The 16258-nt window shown below is 70.2% G+C and carries 13 protein-coding genes, 1 tRNA gene and 1 pseudogene; 7 read left to right on the forward strand and 8 right to left on the reverse strand.

The annotated features are described in order from the left end of the window. The first annotated feature begins 176 nt into the window (after positions 1-176). A complete protein-coding gene (locus tag ACFPA8_RS14455) occupies positions 177-851 on the forward strand; it encodes a Crp/Fnr family transcriptional regulator (protein ID WP_028438501.1) in 675 nt (224 codons plus the stop codon). An 87-nt stretch (positions 852-938) separates the two neighbouring features. On the opposite strand, the gene ACFPA8_RS14460 is transcribed toward ACFPA8_RS14455, so the two are convergent. From ACFPA8_RS14460 to ACFPA8_RS14475, 4 genes are all read right to left on the reverse strand, one after another. Continuing rightward, positions 939-1781: an MBL fold metallo-hydrolase gene (locus ACFPA8_RS14460; protein WP_386447981.1), complete on the reverse strand. Its 843-nt coding sequence runs from the start codon at positions 1779-1781 to the stop codon at positions 939-941. Further along, on the reverse strand, positions 1778-2755 hold the full coding sequence (locus ACFPA8_RS14465; protein ID WP_386447984.1) for an NUDIX hydrolase: 978 nt from the start codon (positions 2753-2755) through the stop codon (positions 1778-1780). Before ACFPA8_RS14465 ends, ACFPA8_RS14460 begins: the two co-directional genes overlap by 4 nt. A gap of 117 nt (positions 2756-2872) precedes the next feature. Further along, entirely contained in the window at positions 2873-3346 is a 474-nt protein-coding gene (locus ACFPA8_RS14470) for a RidA family protein (protein ID WP_386447987.1), read from the reverse strand. After that, the gene (locus ACFPA8_RS14475) at positions 3343-3498 is read right to left on the reverse strand and encodes a DUF4177 domain-containing protein (RefSeq protein ID WP_074467952.1); all 156 of its coding nucleotides are present in this window, start codon (positions 3496-3498) and stop codon (positions 3343-3345) included. The genes ACFPA8_RS14470 and ACFPA8_RS14475 overlap by 4 nt, the downstream gene beginning before the upstream one ends. A 44-nt stretch (positions 3499-3542) precedes the next feature. On the opposite strand from ACFPA8_RS14475, the gene bagA reads away from it, so the two are divergent. Together bagA and bagB are read left to right on the forward strand one after the other, a co-directional pair. Then, positions 3543-4529, forward strand: a complete 987-nt coding sequence (gene bagA / locus ACFPA8_RS14480) for an ATPase BagA (RefSeq protein WP_386447990.1) — start codon at positions 3543-3545, stop codon at positions 4527-4529. Next, positions 4526-5980: an ATPase BagB gene (gene bagB / locus ACFPA8_RS14485; RefSeq protein ID WP_386447993.1), complete on the forward strand. Its 1455-nt coding sequence runs from the start codon at positions 4526-4528 to the stop codon at positions 5978-5980. Before bagA ends, bagB begins: the two co-directional genes overlap by 4 nt. A gap of 485 nt (positions 5981-6465) precedes the next feature. On the opposite strand, the gene ACFPA8_RS14490 is transcribed toward bagB, so the two are convergent. Then, positions 6466-6828, reverse strand: coding sequence for a WhiB family transcriptional regulator (locus tag ACFPA8_RS14490; protein ID WP_386447996.1), 363 nt, complete (start codon positions 6826-6828; stop codon positions 6466-6468). Positions 6829-7240: 412 nt separating this feature from the next. On the opposite strand from ACFPA8_RS14490, the gene ACFPA8_RS14495 reads away from it, so the two are divergent. After that, the gene (locus tag ACFPA8_RS14495; protein ID WP_386447999.1) at positions 7241-9544 is read left to right on the forward strand and encodes a transglycosylase domain-containing protein; all 2304 of its coding nucleotides are present in this window, start codon (positions 7241-7243) and stop codon (positions 9542-9544) included. A 242-nt stretch (positions 9545-9786) separates the two neighbouring features. On the opposite strand, the gene ACFPA8_RS14500 is transcribed toward ACFPA8_RS14495, so the two are convergent. Next, complete coding sequence (locus tag ACFPA8_RS14500; RefSeq protein ID WP_386448001.1) at positions 9787-10254, reverse strand: GatB/YqeY domain-containing protein; 468 nt, start codon at positions 10252-10254, stop codon at positions 9787-9789. A gap of 141 nt (positions 10255-10395) precedes the next feature. Here ACFPA8_RS14500 and ACFPA8_RS14505 point away from each other — a divergent pair, with 141 nt between their 5' ends. From ACFPA8_RS14505 to ACFPA8_RS14515, 3 genes are all read left to right on the forward strand, one after another. Then, on the forward strand, positions 10396-11325 hold the full coding sequence (locus ACFPA8_RS14505; RefSeq protein WP_386448004.1) for a metallophosphoesterase: 930 nt from the start codon (positions 10396-10398) through the stop codon (positions 11323-11325). A gap of 307 nt (positions 11326-11632) precedes the next feature. After that, positions 11633-11706 (forward strand) — tRNA-Pro (locus tag ACFPA8_RS14510). Between the two features lie 553 nt (positions 11707-12259). Continuing rightward, positions 12260-13651, forward strand: coding sequence for a serine/threonine-protein kinase (locus ACFPA8_RS14515; protein ID WP_386448007.1), 1392 nt, complete (start codon positions 12260-12262; stop codon positions 13649-13651). A gap of 329 nt (positions 13652-13980) precedes the next feature. On the opposite strand, the gene ACFPA8_RS14520 is transcribed toward ACFPA8_RS14515, so the two are convergent. Further along, positions 13981-14592, reverse strand: a complete 612-nt coding sequence (locus ACFPA8_RS14520) for a hypothetical protein (protein WP_386448010.1) — start codon at positions 14590-14592, stop codon at positions 13981-13983. A 662-nt stretch (positions 14593-15254) separates the two neighbouring features. Beyond that, positions 15255-15764: pseudogene (locus tag ACFPA8_RS27670) on the reverse strand (N-acetylmuramoyl-L-alanine amidase); the annotation flags it as partial. Between the last annotated feature and the right edge of the window lie 494 nt (positions 15765-16258).

Here is a 16258-nt window from a genome sequence, read left to right on the forward strand (position 1 = left end):
CACGAAGGCAATTCACAGCCCAATCGGCCCCCTGCCTTCGGGAGCGGGGGGTGCGTGCGTCAAACTTGTGACTGATCGCACTGTTTCACCCTCCGGCATCATGGGGTCCAACGGTCCCCTCGGTCCTGCGGGCCGGGGAGGTTTCATCCATGGGCAGGTCGACAAGGAGAGAACTCGTGGACGACGTTCTGCGGCGCGCCCCGCTCTTCGCGGCGCTCGATGAGGAGCAAGCCGCTGAGCTGCGCGCCTCCATGTCTGAGACCACGCTCGCGCGCAGTGAGGCCCTCTTCCACGAGGGCGACCCGGGCGACCGTCTCTATGTAGTGACCGAGGGGAAGGTGAAGCTCCACCGCACCTCCCCGGACGGCCGCGAGAACATGCTCGCCGTCCTGGGGCCCGGCGAGCTGATCGGCGAGCTGTCCCTCTTCGACCCGGGCCCGCGTACGGCAACCGCCTCCGCTCTGACGGAGGTCAAGCTGCTCGGCCTCGGCCACGGGGATCTGCAGCCCTGGCTGAACGTACGTCCCGAGGTCGCCTCCGCACTGCTGCGGGCCATCGCCCGCAGGCTGCGCCGTACCAACGACTCGATGTCCGACCTCGTCTTCTCGGACGTTCCCGGCCGCGTCGCCAAGCAGCTGCTGGACCTCTCGCGCCGCTTCGGCGTGCAGTCCGAGGAGGGCATCCACGTCGTCCACGACCTCACGCAGGAGGAGCTGGCCCAACTGGTCGGCGCTTCCCGCGAGACGGTGAACAAGGCGCTCGCCGACTTCGCCGGGCGCGGTTGGCTGCGGCTGGAGGCCCGCGCCGTGATCCTGCTGGACATCGAACGGCTGGCCAAGCGGAGCCGCTGAGGTCCCACGTCAGCAGCACCGGCTTGTAAGGGGCGTCCTCTCGGGAGGGCGCCCCTTACGCGGTGCAGGGACTCCCGCGGAGTCAGTTCAGGAGTCTCCCGCAGAGAGCCCCTGCTCCCGCAGATACACCAGCTGGGCGCGGACGGACATTTCCGCCGCGGGCCACAGGGATCGGTCGACGTCCGCGTAGACGTGCGCGACCACCTCGGAGGGCGTACGGAATCCGCTCCGCACCGCGGACTCGATCTGTGCGAGACGCTCCCGGCGGTGCGCCAGATAGAAGTCGACGACCCCCTGGGCGTCCTCAAGCACGGGGCCGTGCCCGGGGAGGACCGTGGACACCCCGTCGTCGGCTGTCAGCGAGCGCAGCCGGCGCAGCGAGTCCAGGTAGTCGCCCAGCCGTCCGTCCGGGTGCGCCACGACAGTCGTACCGCGCCCCAGCACGGTGTCGCCCGTCAGTACGGCCCCTTCGGCGGGCAGGTGGAAGCAGAGGGAGTCGGCGGTGTGCCCCGGCGTCGGAACCACGCGCAGTTCGAGGCCTCCGGTGTCGACGACGTCACCCGCGGCCAGGCCCTCGTCGCCAAGGCGGAGGGCCGGGTCGAGCGCTCGTACGGACGTGCCGGACAGCTCCGCGAACCGTGCCGCACCCTCCGCGTGGTCGGGATGACCGTGGGTGAGGAGGGTGAGCGCGACGCGTTTCCCCGCGCGTTCAGCCGTGTCGATCACATGGCGCAGGTGCCCCTCGTCGAGCGGGCCGGGATCGACGACGACGGCGAGGCCGGAGCCCGGTTCGGCGACGATCCAGGTGTTCGTTCCGTCCAGCGTCATGGCGGAGGGATTCGGCGCCAGGACGCAGTGCGCACGGCTGGTCGCCGGTCCGCTGATCACGCCACCGCGCGGCTGGCCGGGCAGGGAGGCGGCGTCGGTCATGCCATGGTGCTCCCGTCCCCCGTCGCACCGTCCGCGATGGCGCTCGCGCTGTCACCGCCGGCGCGTGCCCCGCTGCCGTCACCGTCCACGGTGTCGACGCGCTTGGTGAACTCGTCGTGGCCCGGCCAGCTGAGCACGACCTGTCCGTCCTCGAGCCGTGCCTTCGCCAGCACCGGTGAGAGGTCACGCTGCGCACTCGCCCGCAGCGCCTCGGCAGCCGTACGGTACGGCGCCAGCTGGCGCAGCATGGCGATCGTGGGCGGCATCATGAGCAGCTCGCCCCTGTCGTAACCCCCGGCGGCGTCGGCGGGACGTGTCCAGACCGTGCGGTCGGCCTCGGTGGAGGCGTTGCGCGTGCGCTGACCTTCCGGGAGCGCGGCCACGAAGAACCAGGTGTCGTAGCGGCGCGCTTCGAACTCCGGCGTGATCCAGTGCGACCAGCCGCCCAGCAGATCGCTCCGGAGCACCAGGCCCCGGCGCTGGAGGAAGTCGGCGAAGGACAACTCGTGGGCGGCGAGCGCCGCGCGGTCCCTCTCCCAGTCGTCGCCTGTCGTGTCGTCCACGACGCTCGACTCGTCCGGGCCCGCGAGCAGTACGCCTGCCTCCTCGAATGTCTCGCGCACGGCCGCACAGACGATCGCCTGTGCAGTGGCCTCGTCCGTACGGAAACGTTCCGCCCACTCGGTACGGGAAGGGCCCGCCCAACCGTCGCCCGGCCTGCGGCCGTCGGTGCCCCAGTGTTCGTCGCGCGGGTCGACGCCGCCGCCGGGATAGGCGTACGCACCTCCGGCGAAGGGCATGGAGGTGCGGCGGCGCAGCATGTACACCGAGGGCCCGCTGCCGGGGGTGTCGCGCAGCAGCATGACCGTCGCGGCCAGCCGGGGAGTCACGGGAGTGAGTTCACCCGCGGCCAGGGCACGGATGCGGTCCGGCCATTCCGGGGGATACCACTGACCGTTCGTGGAGGACGACATGGGCGGATGCTACGGGCCCTCGCTGCGATGTTCGAGAGGGGCCGGGACCGGGAGGCGCCGCCGCAGGAAGGACGGGCGGCGCCGTCCCGCCTGCGGGCACTCCGCTGCGTCTCGCGGTCAGTCCGCCCAGTCGGCGAGCTCGACCTGCATCTCGACCTCGACCGGCGCGTCCATGGGAAGCACGGCGACGCCCACCGCACTGCGCGCGTGCACGCCCCTGTCGCCGAGGACCTGGCCCAGCAGCTCGCTCGCGCCGTTCAGCACAGCGGGCTGCCCGGTGAAATCGGGCGCGGACGCCACGAAGCCGGTGACCTTCACGACGCGCACGACGCGATCGAGGCCGCCTGCGACCGAACTCACCGCGGCCAGGCCGTTCAACGCGCACGTGCGCGCGAGGTCCTTGGCCTCCTCCGGCGTGACCTCAGCACCGACCTTGCCGGTCATCGGCAGCTTGCCGTCGACGAACGGCACCTGGCCCGCCGTGTAGACGTACCGTCCGCTGCGCAGCGCCGGAACGTACGCCCCCGCAGGAGTCGCCACGTCGGGCAGTGTGATTCCCAGTTCGGCGAGCCTGGACTCGACGCCGCTCACTGCTTCTCCCGCTTGAGGTATGCCACCAGCTGCTCGGAGTTCGGTCCGGGGACGACCTGGACGAGCTCCCAGCCGTCCTCCCCCCAGGTGTCCAGGATCTGCTTCGTCGCGTGGACGAGCAACGGCACTGTCGAGTATTCCCACTTCGTCATGGTGCCGAGCGTAGCCCGTCGGTTCCCTGGTTAGGCTCCCGGGCGTGAGCAGGCTGCATGTGGTGACGGGCAAGGGCGGGACCGGCAAGACGACGGTCGCCGCCGCACTCGCGTTGGCACTGGCCAGCGGGGGCAGGCGGACACTCCTGATCGAGGTCGAGGGCAGACAGGGCATCGCCCAGCTCTTCGAGACGGAGGCCCTGCCCTACGAGGAGCGCAAGATCGCTGTCGCGCACGACGGCGGGGAGGTCCACGCGCTGGCCATAGACCCCGAACGGGCCCTGCTGGACTACCTGCAGATGTTCTACAAGCTGGGAAGCGCCGGCCGGGCGCTGAAGAAGCTCGGCGCGATCGACTTCGCCACGACCATCGCGCCCGGGCTCCGGGACGTACTGCTGACGGGCAAGGCCTGCGAGGCGGTGCGCCGCCGCGACAAGAACGACCGGCGCGTGTACGACGCCGTGGTCATGGACGCGCCCCCGACCGGGCGCATCACCCGCTTCCTCGCCGTCAACGAGGAGGTCGCCGGGCTGGCCAAGGTCGGCCCCGTGCACAACCAGGCGCAGGCGGTGATGCGAGTGCTGAAGTCGCCCGAGACGGCAGTGCACCTGGTGACGCTGCTGGAGGAGATGCCCGTCCAGGAGACTCTCGACGGAGTGGCCGAACTGCGCGCGGCGGGGCTGCCCGTGGGAGCCGTCCTCGTGAACATGGTGCGGCCGCACCTGCTCGACGAGGACCTGCTGGACCGGGCCGGGACCGGACGGCCGGAAGGTTCCGCCGGACACGTCACCGACGCCCTCGGCCGCGCCGGCCTCTCCCACGCGGACAGGCTGGTGGCTCCGCTGCTGGATCAGGCACGCGAGCATGCGGAGCGCGTGGGCCTGGAGCGGGAGCAGCGCGCCGCACTGGCGGAGCTGGACATGCCCGTCCACGAACTCGGCCTGCTCGGCGAGGGAATCGAACTCGCAGGTCTCTATCAGCTCGCTGCGGACCTGCGCGACCAGTTGCCACCGTCCAGGGAAGCGGCATGACCGACAAGACCCCTCCACCCGGAAACCCCTCGGGCCCCGGCGGCGGCTCCGGCCCCGGCGGCAACCCGCTCGCCGCCGAAGTGCCTCTGGCCGTCGACCCGTTGCTCGACGACCCAGGCACCCGGATCATCGTCTGCTGCGGGGCCGGAGGCGTCGGCAAGACGACGACGGCTGCCGCACTGGGCGTACGGGCGGCGGAACGCGGCCGTAGGGCAGTCGTACTGACCATCGACCCGGCACGCCGCCTCGCACAGTCGATGGGGCTGACCGAACTCGACAACACCCCGCGCCCCGTGCCGGGCATCGACAGGGCAGAAGGCGGCGAACTGCACGCCATGATGCTCGACATGAAACGGACCTTCGACGAGATCGTCGAGGCCCACACCGACCCCGAGCGCGCCCAGGCCATCCTCGACAACCCCTTCTACCAGTCGCTTTCGGCAGGCTTCGCGGGGACGCAGGAGTACATGGCGATGGAGAAGCTGGGGCAGCTGCGCTCCCCCTCGGGAGGAGGCGAGGAGTGGGACCTGATCGTCGTCGACACCCCGCCGTCGCGTTCCGCTCTGGACTTCCTGGACGCCCCGAAACGGCTCGGCTCCTTCCTGGACGGCCGCTTCATCAGGATGCTGATGGCGCCGGCGAAGGCGGGAGGCCGGGCCGGAATGAAGTTCGTCAATCTCGGGATGGCGGGGCTCTCGATGTTCACCGGGGCTCTCAACAAGCTGCTGGGCACCGGGCTGCTGAGCGACGTGCAGACCTTCGTGGCGGCGATGGACACGATGTTCGGCGGTTTCCGCACCCGCGCCGACGCCACGTACCGCCTCCTGCAGGCGCCGGGCACGGCCTTCCTGGTGGTGGCCGCGCCGGAGCGGGACGCGCTGCGCGAGGCGGCGTACTTCGTGGAACGGCTGGCCGAGGACCGCATGCCGCTGGCCGGTCTGGTGCTCAACCGCGTGCACGGCAGCGGCGCTTGTGAACTGAGCGCGGAGAGAGCGATCGCAGCGGCGGAAAATCTTGAAGAGGGCCGCATTGTCGATCGGGGGGACGGGAAGGAAAAATGGGACGGCGCCCCCTCCCCCGGGCGGCCCGACACCACGGACAGTACGGACAGTACGGACCGGACACCCGGTACCGAACGTCACGGCGGGAATCCCTCGACGGAACCCGGCGAAGAGTCCGGCGCGCCCGGTTCCTCACAACTGACCGACTCCGCACCGGAGTCGACGGAGCGGGCCGAGACGGCAGTGGAGACCGATCAGCTGGCCGCCGCTCTTCTGCGGCTGCACGCCGAACGCATGCGGCTGCTCACCCGTGAGCGGCGCACTCGCGACCGCTTCGCCGCACTGCACCCCGAAGTGCCGGTCGCAGAAGTGGGTGCACTCGCCGGTGACGTACACGACCTGGCAGGACTGCGGGCGATCGGCGCCCAGTTGGCGGACGAGCCCTCCTGATGCCTGACCTGAGCCCGGGCCTGCCTCTTTGACGGCAGCAACGGCAACGGCACGTGACCTGTGCCGCATTGACGCGGGCATCGACGTGAGACGAGAGACGCGGGCGTAGCCGGTGACTGCGGACGAAGCCGGTGACTGCGCGCCGACCCGATGGGGGTGGCGGGTCGGCACGGGCCCGGTTCGTTCCGCGGCTCCTGAGGCTGTCGCCCCAACAACCAGGCGGTGCACGGTCCGGACTGCCCACGGGCCCGGCCGCTGGTCGCGGCCGGCCCGTCGGACGTCCGCCGTACGTCTTCCCACGGTGGACGGGCGTCCCGGGTCAGGGGACGCGTCCCGGCAGTACCGTGCACCCATGTGCACGGCGCTACCGCGGTCGCCGTGTCTCACCGCGAGTGGTCCCGACGCGGACCGCCCGGCCGTCGGTCACCCGGCCGCTCGGTCGCCCGGCCGCTCGGTCACCCGGCCACTCGCACAACGCAGCGGAGTCAGCCCGCCGCTGCGTAGTCCTTCACGGCGTTCACGGCGTAGTCCTTCGCCTCCTCAAGGTCCAGAGGCAGCACGCCACCCGAGTCGCGCTCATACTCACTGCGCGCTGTCTCGAGCAAACGGCGCCAGGAAGTGACCGTCGGACGCCGGCGCAACAACGCCCTGCGTTCCCGCTCGGTCATTCCGCCCCAGACACCGAACTCCACTCGGTTGTCCAGAGCATCGGCCAGACACTCGGTGCGCACGGGGCACCCGGTGCAGACGGCCTTGGCGCGGTTCTGTGCCGCTCCTTGCACGAACAGTTCATCCGGATCGGTAGTGCGGCAGGCTGCCTGCGCACTCCAGTCGGTTACCCAGCCCATAGCCGGCGCCGTCCTCTCCCGAATCGAGGCTCCCCCACGGCGGCGAACGGCATATTCACCGTTGCCAGATGGTGACGTTACGGAAGGTGGGCAGGGTGCAACACCCCCTGCGGGCCCAAACTTGAATGGCCCGAACGGACTATGTGCGCGCGGCAGATCACCCACCGGAGTGAGTCGGTCACAACCTGGGACTTCGGAAGCGAAGCAGGTGGTCCGTCAATGCGATGGGGCGGGACTTGCCAGACACATCACGACACTTGGCGCTGTTCCGGACAATCCTCATCACTCACAGGAGTGAGCGAAAGGCAGTTGCGGTGCGATGCCGCGATGACGGTGTGAGGTTCGATGTGTCCATCAGCTTAGGCGAACAGAGGCTCCCCTGTCCGGCAATTGAGAACGTAGGCTGATCGGCATGGTGAAGAAGGGCTCGGGCGGCGCAGGCGTGTCCGTATCGCAGCAGGCGGCCAAGTTTCTCGGGGTCAGTGTGCTGGCGGGTGCGGTCCTGGCAGGGCTGGCGCTGCCCGCCGCCGGCGGCCTCGGACTGATGGCGAAGGGCACCGTCGAAGGCTTCGACGAACTGCCCGCCAACCTCAAGCGCCCGCCGCTCAGTCAGCGCACCACGATCCTCGACTCCGAGGGCGGAGAGATCGCCAAGATCTACTCGCGGGACCGCACGGTGGTCGACCTCGAAGACGTCTCCCCCACCATGCGCAAGGCGATCGTCGCCATCGAGGACGCCCGCTTCTACAAGCACGGCGCGGTGGACCTCAAGGGCATCCTCCGCGCGCTCAACCGCAACGCGCAGAACGGCGAGGTCGAGGAGGGAGCCTCCTCCCTCACCCAGCAGTACGTGAAGAACGTCTTCGTGGAGGAAGCGGGCGACGACCCGGACAAGGTCGCGCAGGCCACCCGGCAGACCATCGGCCGGAAGATCAAGGAACTCAAGTACGCGATCCAGGTCGAGGAGAGCCTCGGGAAGAAGAAGATCCTCGAGAACTACCTCAACATCACCTTCTTCGGGCAGCAGGCGTACGGCATCGAGGCCGCCGCCCAGCGCTACTTCTCCAAGCCGGCGAAGGAACTCGGCCTGGCCGAGTCGGCGCTGCTCGCCGGCCTCGTGCAGTCGCCAGCGCGGTACGACCCCGTCCAGAACGAGGAGGCGGCCGAGAAGCGGCGCAACACCGTGCTCGCCCGCATGGCAGCTCTCGGGAACATCACGGAGAAAGAGGCCCGGGAGGCCCGGAAGGAACCCCTCGGCCTCGAGATGAGCAAGCCGCAGAACGGCTGCATCACCGCCTCGCACGGCGCCGGCTTCTTCTGCGACTACGTGCGCGAAGTCGTCCTCAACGACCCGGCGTTCGGAAAGTCGGAAAAGGCCCGCGCGAAGCGCTGGAACCAGGGCGGTCTGACGATCAGGACGACCCTGGACCCGAAGGCGCAGAAGTCGGTCGAGGCGTCGGTGAAGGGGCATGTGAACAAGTCGGACAAGGTGGCGACGGCAGCCTCCATCGTCCAGCCCGGCACCGGCCGCATCCTGGCGATGGGTCAGTCACGTCCGTACGGCTTCGGCAAGAACGAGACGCAGATCAACCTCTCCGTGGACCAGGACATGGGCGGCGGCGCCGGCTACCAGCCGGGCTCCACCTTCAAGCCGGTCATCGCGGCGGCCGCGCTGGAGCGCGGCATGAGCGTGTACAAGAGGTACCCGTCGCCGTACAAGATGCAGTACCCCTCCCCCGTGCAGACGTGCAAGGGGCAGTGGAGCGGCAACGCACCCGTGGAGAACGAGAACCGGCGCGAAGTCGGCCCGTACGCGATGAAGGAGGCGACCGCGAAGTCGGTCAACACCTACTTCGTCTCCCTCATCAGCGAGACCGGGGTGTGCCCCGTCACGGAGATGGCGGACAAGATGGGCATCAAGCGGGCCGACGGCAAGAAGATCGACCAGGTGCCGTCGATCACCCTGGGAACCCAGGAGATGTCTCCCCTGACGATGGCCGAGGGGTACGCGACCTTCGCCAACCGGGGAGTGCACTGCACGCCCGTCGCGCTGAAGTCGATCACCGACGCGAACGGCAAGAGGCTGCCCGTACCGAAGACTTCGTGCACGCGGGCCATGAGCCAGCGCACCGCGGACACCGTCAACTCGCTGCTGCGCGGCGTCGTCGAGGACGGCACCGGCCAGAAGGCCGGGCTGAGCGGACGTGACAGCGCGGGCAAGACCGGTACGACGGACCAGCGTTACGCGGCCTGGTTCGTCGGCTACACACCGAACATGTCCGGCGCGGTCTGGGTCGGGGACCCCGCACACAAGACGCAGATGACGAACATCAGCATCGGCGGCGTCTACCACGACAAGGTCTTCGGAGGCGAAGTCCCGGGCCCCATCTGGCGGGACGCCATGGCGGGCGCCCTGGAGGGCGAACCCGCACCGGGCTTCCACCACATCCCGATCAGGGACGGCAAGGACGACGGCAAGGGCAAGGGCCGGGACAAGCCGAAGCCGCCGGACGACGACAGCCCCTGGCCCGACATCACGCTCCCGCCGGACTTCATCGGCGGTGGAGGCAACGGCGGCGCCGACACGGGAGCGACAGGCGGCCCCGGCGGAGGCTCCACCACGGGCGGCGGGTTCGACGGCGGTACGTCGGACGGGGGCACGGACGGCGGCTTCCCGTTCGGCGGCAACGGGAACGGCGGCCGGGGCGGCGGGTAGGACACACACTGGCCAGTGCTGTGGCCGGGCCGGGACTCAACGCGTGAGGGGCGCCCTCCTGGGACGCCCCTCACACGTACGCGAGACCTTCTGCGGACTGTGCGCCGCACGGCACCGGAGCGCACTCGGCGGACCGGGATTCGACCGGCGGACCGGGCCGCATGTGCGGACCGTGCCTGCATGTGCGTGCCGTGCCTGCATGTGCGTGCCGGACGGAGCGCGGCAGGCTCACCGGGAGGGTTTCAGCCCTCCGCCAGCCGCTTCTTGACGGCGGCAGCCACCCGGCCGCCCTCCGCCCGTCCTGCCACCTTCGGGTTGACGATCTTCATCACGGCACCCATGGCCCGCGGCCCCTCGGCGCCGCCGGCCTGCGCCTCGGCCACAGCCTCGCCGACCAGCGCGTCCAGCTCCTCGTCCGTCAGCTGCTTCGGCAGGTAGCCGGCGAGCACTTCGCCCTCCGCGCGCTCCCGCTCGGCCTGCTCGGTGCGCCCGCCGTCGGCGAACGCCTCCGCGGCCTCCCGGCGCTTCTTCGCCTCCCGGGTGATCACCGACTGCACCTCGTCGTCGGAGAGTTCACGCGCGGACTTGCCCGCGACCTCCTCCTTGGTGATCGCTGCGAGGGTCATTCGGAGGGTGGCTGAGCGCAGCTCGTCGCGCTTCTTGATCGCTGCGGTGAGGTCGTCCTGCAGCCGGGACTTGAGCGTAGTCATGACGTCTTCGTGTCCTCCAGAGATTCGGGGGCCATCATCTCTCACGCGCAGCACAGCGCACCCGTGATTGCCGGTGCCCGGCGGCGGCCCGGCCCACGGCGCCGAATGCGGGCGGCGGGCCGTGTCTGCGACGATGGACGCATGCGCGCCCGATACGGAATTCCCCTCACCCTGACGGCACTCGGCGCGGCCTGCGCCGGCTACGCGACCGTCGTCGAGCCCCGTTCCTTCCGGCTTCGACGCGTCACCGTCCCCGTGCTGCCGCCCGGAATTGACTCGCTGCGCGTGCTGCACGTCTCGGACGTCCACATGGTGAGCGGGCAGCGCAGGAAGCAGCGCTGGCTCCAGTCCCTCGCCGGTCTGCGTCCCGACTTCGTCGTCAACACGGGCGACAACCTCTCGGACCCCGAAGCCGTACCGGAGGTCCTGGACGCACTCGGCCCGCTCATGGAGCTCCCCGGCGCATACGTCTTCGGCTCCAACGACTACTACGGCCCGAAGCTGCGCAATCCCGCCCGCTATCTGCTGGAGAAGGCGAGCGGACGCCACGGACTCAACGGCAACCCGCCCGCCGTCGGCGCCGTCCACAACCCGTGGGAAGGCATGCGCGACGCCTTCGACAAGGCGGGGTGGGTCGGCCTCAGCAACACCCGCGGGCGGCTGAAACTGGAGACGGGCCAGGAGATCGGCCTCACCGGCCTCGACGACCCCCACATCAAGCGGGACCGCTACAGCTCCGTCATCGGCGGCCCCGAGTCCGGTGCCGACTTCTCCCTGGCGGTCGTACACGCCCCGTACCTGCGCGTGCTCGACGCCTTCACCGCCGACCGCTACCCGCTGATCCTCGCCGGTCACACGCATGGGGGACAGCTCTGCGTCCCCTTCTACGGGGCGCTCGTCACCAACTGTGACCTGGACACCCGGCGGGTGAAGGGCCTCTCCAGCCACCGGGCGGGCGGCCGTACGTCCTACCTGCACGTCTCCGCGGGCTGCGGCGCCAACCGCTACACGCCGGTGCGCTTCGCCTGCCCGCCGGAGGCGACACTGCTGACGCTGACGGCCCGGCCCTGAGGGATCGGCCCTGAGGGATCGGCCCTGAGGGGTCGGCGTCGACGGGACGGTCCCCACGGGACCCCGTCGGAGCCGGCCTGTCCGGGGGTGGGGGCAGGGCAGCCGGCGGACGGGGCGAGTCGTGGACGGCGCGGAGTCGGTGGACGCCGTGGTGCCGGGGTCCGACGCCGTGGACGCCGGGGGCCGGAGCCGCCCCGGAGCTGGGGCTGCTCATGGGGCCGGTGCGGTGCCCCGGCGAGCTGCGGTCCCGCACGGAAACCGGATTTCGCCTCAGCGTCCGGCTGGGCTAAAGTAGTGCGCGTTGCTTCGGGGTGTGGCGCAGCTTGGCAGCGCGCTTCGTTCGGGACGAAGAGGTCGTGGGTTCAAATCCCGCCACCCCGACAGATGAAATACCAGCTCAGGGGCCTTATCCGCACAGCGGGTCGGGCCCCTGAGGCGTTCCCGGGGGCTGGTTGGGAGAAACCTGGGAGAAGATCCTGCGAGCGCCAGCGCAGGGACGGGCGAGGGGCATCCGTGACGCCCTGCGAAAGCGGTGACCGGGAGGTTGTTCAGCGGACAGCGCTGACGACGAACAGATGACGCGGCGCAGGCGTAGTCGATCCGCTTCGACAGCCCGAATCACCAACTCCGTCGGTGAGTGACGGCCGGCGCCGGATCGGCGTCGTGAGGTTGCCTGAGAATGATCAGTTGCCGTCGCGGTGTGGCCGGCAGTTCACGGCCGTGGAGGAGACGACGCTCCGACTCAACGAGCTGTTGTTGCCGTCAGTCGTGGACGTACAGGGCCTGATGTGAACTGCCATGAGCGCGACGAAGGTTCCTCGTACGGCGGCCAGGAAGCAGCCCCGTCTCTTTCCGACCAGGCCCTCCACGCCCAAACTTGCGGAGGTGAGACGATCCCCCGTACCGGACGATCTGGAGTGACGCGGGGGACATCGTGGAGGATCGGCTGAGTGGGGGCCATGAGGGACCGGTCGGACCCGCCGTGCACGGCGGCCGCATCGGCTCGTACGCCGTCGAGCGCAAGCTTGGTGAGGGCGGTATGGGGAGCGTCTATCTGGCCCGTTCCCGCGGTGGGCGTGCCGTCGCGGTGAAGGTCGCCAGGGCTGAACTCGCGGCCGACCCCGACTTCCGTCGGCGCTTCCGGGCCGAGATCGCCGCGGCACGCATGGTCGGCGGCTTCCATACGGCACCCGTTGTCGACGCAGATCCGGATGCGCCGGAGCCCTGGCTGGCGACCGCGTACGTCCCCGGGCCGACACTCGCCGAGCACATCGACCACAACGGGCCCATGAACGCGGGGGAGTTGACGGCACTCGGCGCCGCGCTCGCCGAGGCGCTGGAAGCCATTCACCGATGCGGCCTTGTCCACCGTGATCTGAAGCCCGGCAACATCGTGATGGCCGACGACGGCCCCCGGGTCATCGACTTCGGCATCGCGCGTGCGGTCGACTCCACCCGTCTGACCGCTACCAACCACGCCTTCGGCACGCCGGGGTACCTGGCTCCCGAGCAGGCGACGGGCGGCGAAGTCACGGGCATGGCAGATGTGTTCGCGCTCGGGGCCGTGCTCACGGCGGCGGCGGGCGGCAGGGCGTTCGGGACGGGGACGCCGATGTCGCTGATGTACCGCTCCGTGCACGAGGCGCCGGATCTGAGTGCCCTGCCGGACGGGGTACGGGATGTGGCGGCGGCCTGCCTGGACAAGGAGCCTTCACAGCGCCCCGGCACGGCCCGGCTCCTGGACTGGTTCGAGGAGTTGGCGGGCCGCACGGAGGGTGGTGAACGGCCCGGCAGCACTGATCCGCGGGTGGCGCTGCTGTCGTCCCCGCAGCCTCCGCCGCCACGGGCATCGTCTCCGGAGCTGCCATACCCGTCCTCGTCCCCGCAGCCTCCGGCGCCACCGTCACCGTATGCACCGACGCGGCCGGACGCTCCGAGGCCGCCGAGGGCCGCCCCTACGCCGCTCGTTCACGCATCGGAGGACGAGGCGAGCGAGGCAGGCGAGGCGTTCATGGCCGCGGACGCGGACACCGCCGTCGTTGTCGACGCCGACGGCGTGGTGCTTCTTCTGGAGCAGCGCTGGCGCCGGCTCGACGAGATCGAGAACGGCCAGGACCTCGATCGGGCAGAGACGGAGGCCGAGTTCGCCTGGGTCGAGATCGCCGACGTCACCATCGGCACCGCCGACCGCACGTATCTGACCGTCACGGTCGTACTGCGTGACGGCTCGTCCCACTTCTGCGCGGTCAACGCCCGCCGCGCGGCCCGTCTCAATGCCTGGCGGCGCGACCTCGCCGAGGCCGTACAGCAATACCTGCGCCGCTGAGACCGTCAGCGGTCGCCGTCCCTTACGGAAGCCGTGGCCTCCCAGACGAACCCGTCCGGATTGGTGAACGGACCCGTGATGCCGTCGGCGACGACGGGCCAGTCCGGCAGCTATGCGCACGCGCGTGCGTCCGCGTGCAGGAAGATGCCTGCACTTGCGGGGACGACAGGGACTCCGGAGCTGTGACGAAGCCGTCCGGGGGCAGGTCCCCACGCGCGGGGATCTGCCCCTGGACGGCAGGAGGAGGTGGTACCGATCTCCCGTCGGGCCCGAGGGCGCGGGAACCTTCCTGATGCGCAGGGCATCGGTTGCGTCAGGAGCAAATGCTCCTAGCCGGTGGGGAACGAACCTGGATATCCCGGAGTGGCGCCCTCTTCGCTGATCGCCTCGCCGAGCCCCTCGTTGAGGCGAGGGTTCGTCGCAAACTCGGCGCCCTTCAACGGGAGTCCAACCTGACTGGGCGTTTTGGGGAGCAGCGCCCCGTTGATTTCTTTGATGTCCTCATGCAGGTCCTCCAGGGTGTATTCATCCGCCGGGAGCCCGTCGGCTGCGTGGCGCTCCGGCTCCTCGACTGGCGCCGGTGGCGGTGGTGCCGGATCACCGGCGTTCTCCGGCGGTGCCTGCGCCGGTGGCGGTGCCGGATCACCGGCGCCCTCCGGCGGTGCCTGCGCCGGTGGCGGTGCCGGATCACCGGCGCCCTCCGGCGGTGCCTGCGCCGGTGGCGGTGCCGGATCACCGGCGCCCTCCGGCGGTGCCTGTGGCGGTGGTGGCGGGGGCGCGTCGAAGGTGCTGGTGCCGTGCTGAGTGGACACCGTCCTTGACCCGTCATCGTTGTTCCGAACGACGATCTGGGTGTTGCTCGTCCGCGCCGCGTCGTGTGACGACGTGATCGTGGTCGACCTGTCACGGTCGTGCCGCGCCGTGGTCTGCTGGGCGCTCACGCCCGAGTCGGGGGCCGACGTCTCGCAATCGCACGCTCGATTCCCGGAAGGTACCCGGGTTTGCGGGGAAGCCGAGTCCCGCGTGGACGAGTCGACGTTGCTCCGGCTGACAGTCCCCGGGGTCGCCTTGGTGCTTGATCGGACGCTTCCCTGAGCACTCACGCTCGAGCCGGGCCCGGACCCGGTATCCGCGGCTGCCGGCGCGGCGGCCACGACACTCGCGACGACGGCACCGGCCATGATGATGGCACTGCGCTTTGCCGCAGAACGTGACGACAGCCCACGATGAGCTGCCGGTGAATGGCGGTTGGTACGTGCTGTCATTCATGTTCCTTTCTCGGCCCGCGAGTCCGGCTCTGGTCCGAAGGCTGCGCCTACGGAGTCCGATGAGCCGTACATCGCCACTGACATGCTGCGGAGTTGCGGCTTGGTCGCTCGGTCGAAGAACCGCCGGTACTCGATTGCTCGATTGATGGCCGGTCAGGTCAGCTTGGTAGCCGTTCCGGCGACGCAAGATCTCCCTCAAGTACCGCTGCGAATGGGAGAGTTCACTCCCACACGATGAGGGTGATGATGCGCCCCGGTGGCTCAGCGTCCTGCTGAGCCACCGAGTCACTCCCTCTTTCAGAGCTGACGCGCCTCCCGTCGCGCGATCATTCGTTCACGTAACGCATGTACTTGTCCCAGTCCCAGTTCGGGCCGGGGTCTGTGTGGTCGTTACCGGGGACCTCGGCGTGGCCGACGATGTGCTCGCGGTCCCTCGGGATGCCGTACTTGTCGGCCAGGCTTCTCGTCAGTGCGGCCGAGGAGCGGTACATCTCCTCGGTGAAGTACGACGGATCGTCGACGAAGCCCTCGTGCTCGATGCCGATCGCTGTGGGGTTGCCGTTACCGACGTGCCAGGCGGTGTCGCTGTCGTCGACCATCTGGGTCACCTCGCCGTCGGCGGAACGCACCACGTAGTGGGCGCTGACCTCGGCCTCCGGGTTCTTGAACCAGTTGATCGTGCTGTCGTAGCTGCCCTGCGTGACGTGGATGACGACCTGTGAGATCTCCCCGTTCCGGCCGGGGGTGTAGTTCGCCGGGTTTGCCGGGTCGAAGTTGGGCGGGGCCGGAGCGTCGGCCGGTGGCGGGGCCGGAGCGTCGGCCGGACCGGGTGCCGGTGCAGGTGCGTCGGCCGGGCCCGGTGCCGGGGCGGGGGCATCAGCAGGTGGCGGTGCCGGTGCGTCGGCCGGACCGGGTGCCGGTGCAGGTGCATCGTCCGGAGCCGGTGCTGGTGCCGGAGCGTCGGCAGGCGCCGGTGGCGGTGCCGGGGCATCGTCCGGGAGACCGTCGGCAGCATGCCGCTCCGGCTCCTCAACAGGCGCCGGACCCGGTGCAGGTGCAACATCCGGGAGACCATCGGCAGCATGCCGCTCCGGCTCCTCAACAGGCGCCGGACCCGGTGCAGGACCTGGTGCCGGGCCCGGGTCATGAGCCGGACCCGGGGCATCGGCCGGACCTGGAGCCGGAGCGTCGACCGGACCTGGAGCCGGGGCCGGGGCATCGGCAGGCGGCGGCGCCGGTGCGTCGACCGGACCCGGAGCATCGACCGGACCCGGAGCCGGACCCGGACCATGAGCCGTACCCGGGCCGTCGGCCGGACCCGGACCCGGTGCCGGGCCAT

Origin of the sequence: Streptomyces ovatisporus (assembly GCF_042653885.1) — a bacterium.
GTDB lineage: Bacteria > Actinomycetota > Actinomycetes > Streptomycetales > Streptomycetaceae > Streptomyces > Streptomyces ovatisporus.

Bases quoted from the DNA above. Each gene is read 5' to 3' on its own strand.
- ACFPA8_RS14460 (WP_386447981.1), bottom strand. From the start codon at position 1,781: ATGACCGACGCCGCCTCCCTGCCCGGCCAGCCGCGCGGTGGCGTGATC.
- bagB (WP_386447993.1), top strand. From the start codon at position 4,526: ATGACCGACAAGACCCCTCCACCCGGAAACCCCTCGGGCCCCGGCGGC.
- ACFPA8_RS14495 (WP_386447999.1), top strand. From the start codon at position 7,241: ATGGTGAAGAAGGGCTCGGGCGGCGCAGGCGTGTCCGTATCGCAGCAG.
- ACFPA8_RS14465 (WP_386447984.1), bottom strand. From the start codon at position 2,755: ATGTCGTCCTCCACGAACGGTCAGTGGTATCCCCCGGAATGGCCGGAC.
- ACFPA8_RS14505 (WP_386448004.1), top strand. From the start codon at position 10,396: ATGCGCGCCCGATACGGAATTCCCCTCACCCTGACGGCACTCGGCGCG.
- ACFPA8_RS14475 (WP_074467952.1), bottom strand. From the start codon at position 3,498: ATGACGAAGTGGGAATACTCGACAGTGCCGTTGCTCGTCCACGCGACG.
- ACFPA8_RS14500 (WP_386448001.1), bottom strand. From the start codon at position 10,254: ATGACTACGCTCAAGTCCCGGCTGCAGGACGACCTCACCGCAGCGATC.
- ACFPA8_RS14490 (WP_386447996.1), bottom strand. From the start codon at position 6,828: ATGGGCTGGGTAACCGACTGGAGTGCGCAGGCAGCCTGCCGCACTACC.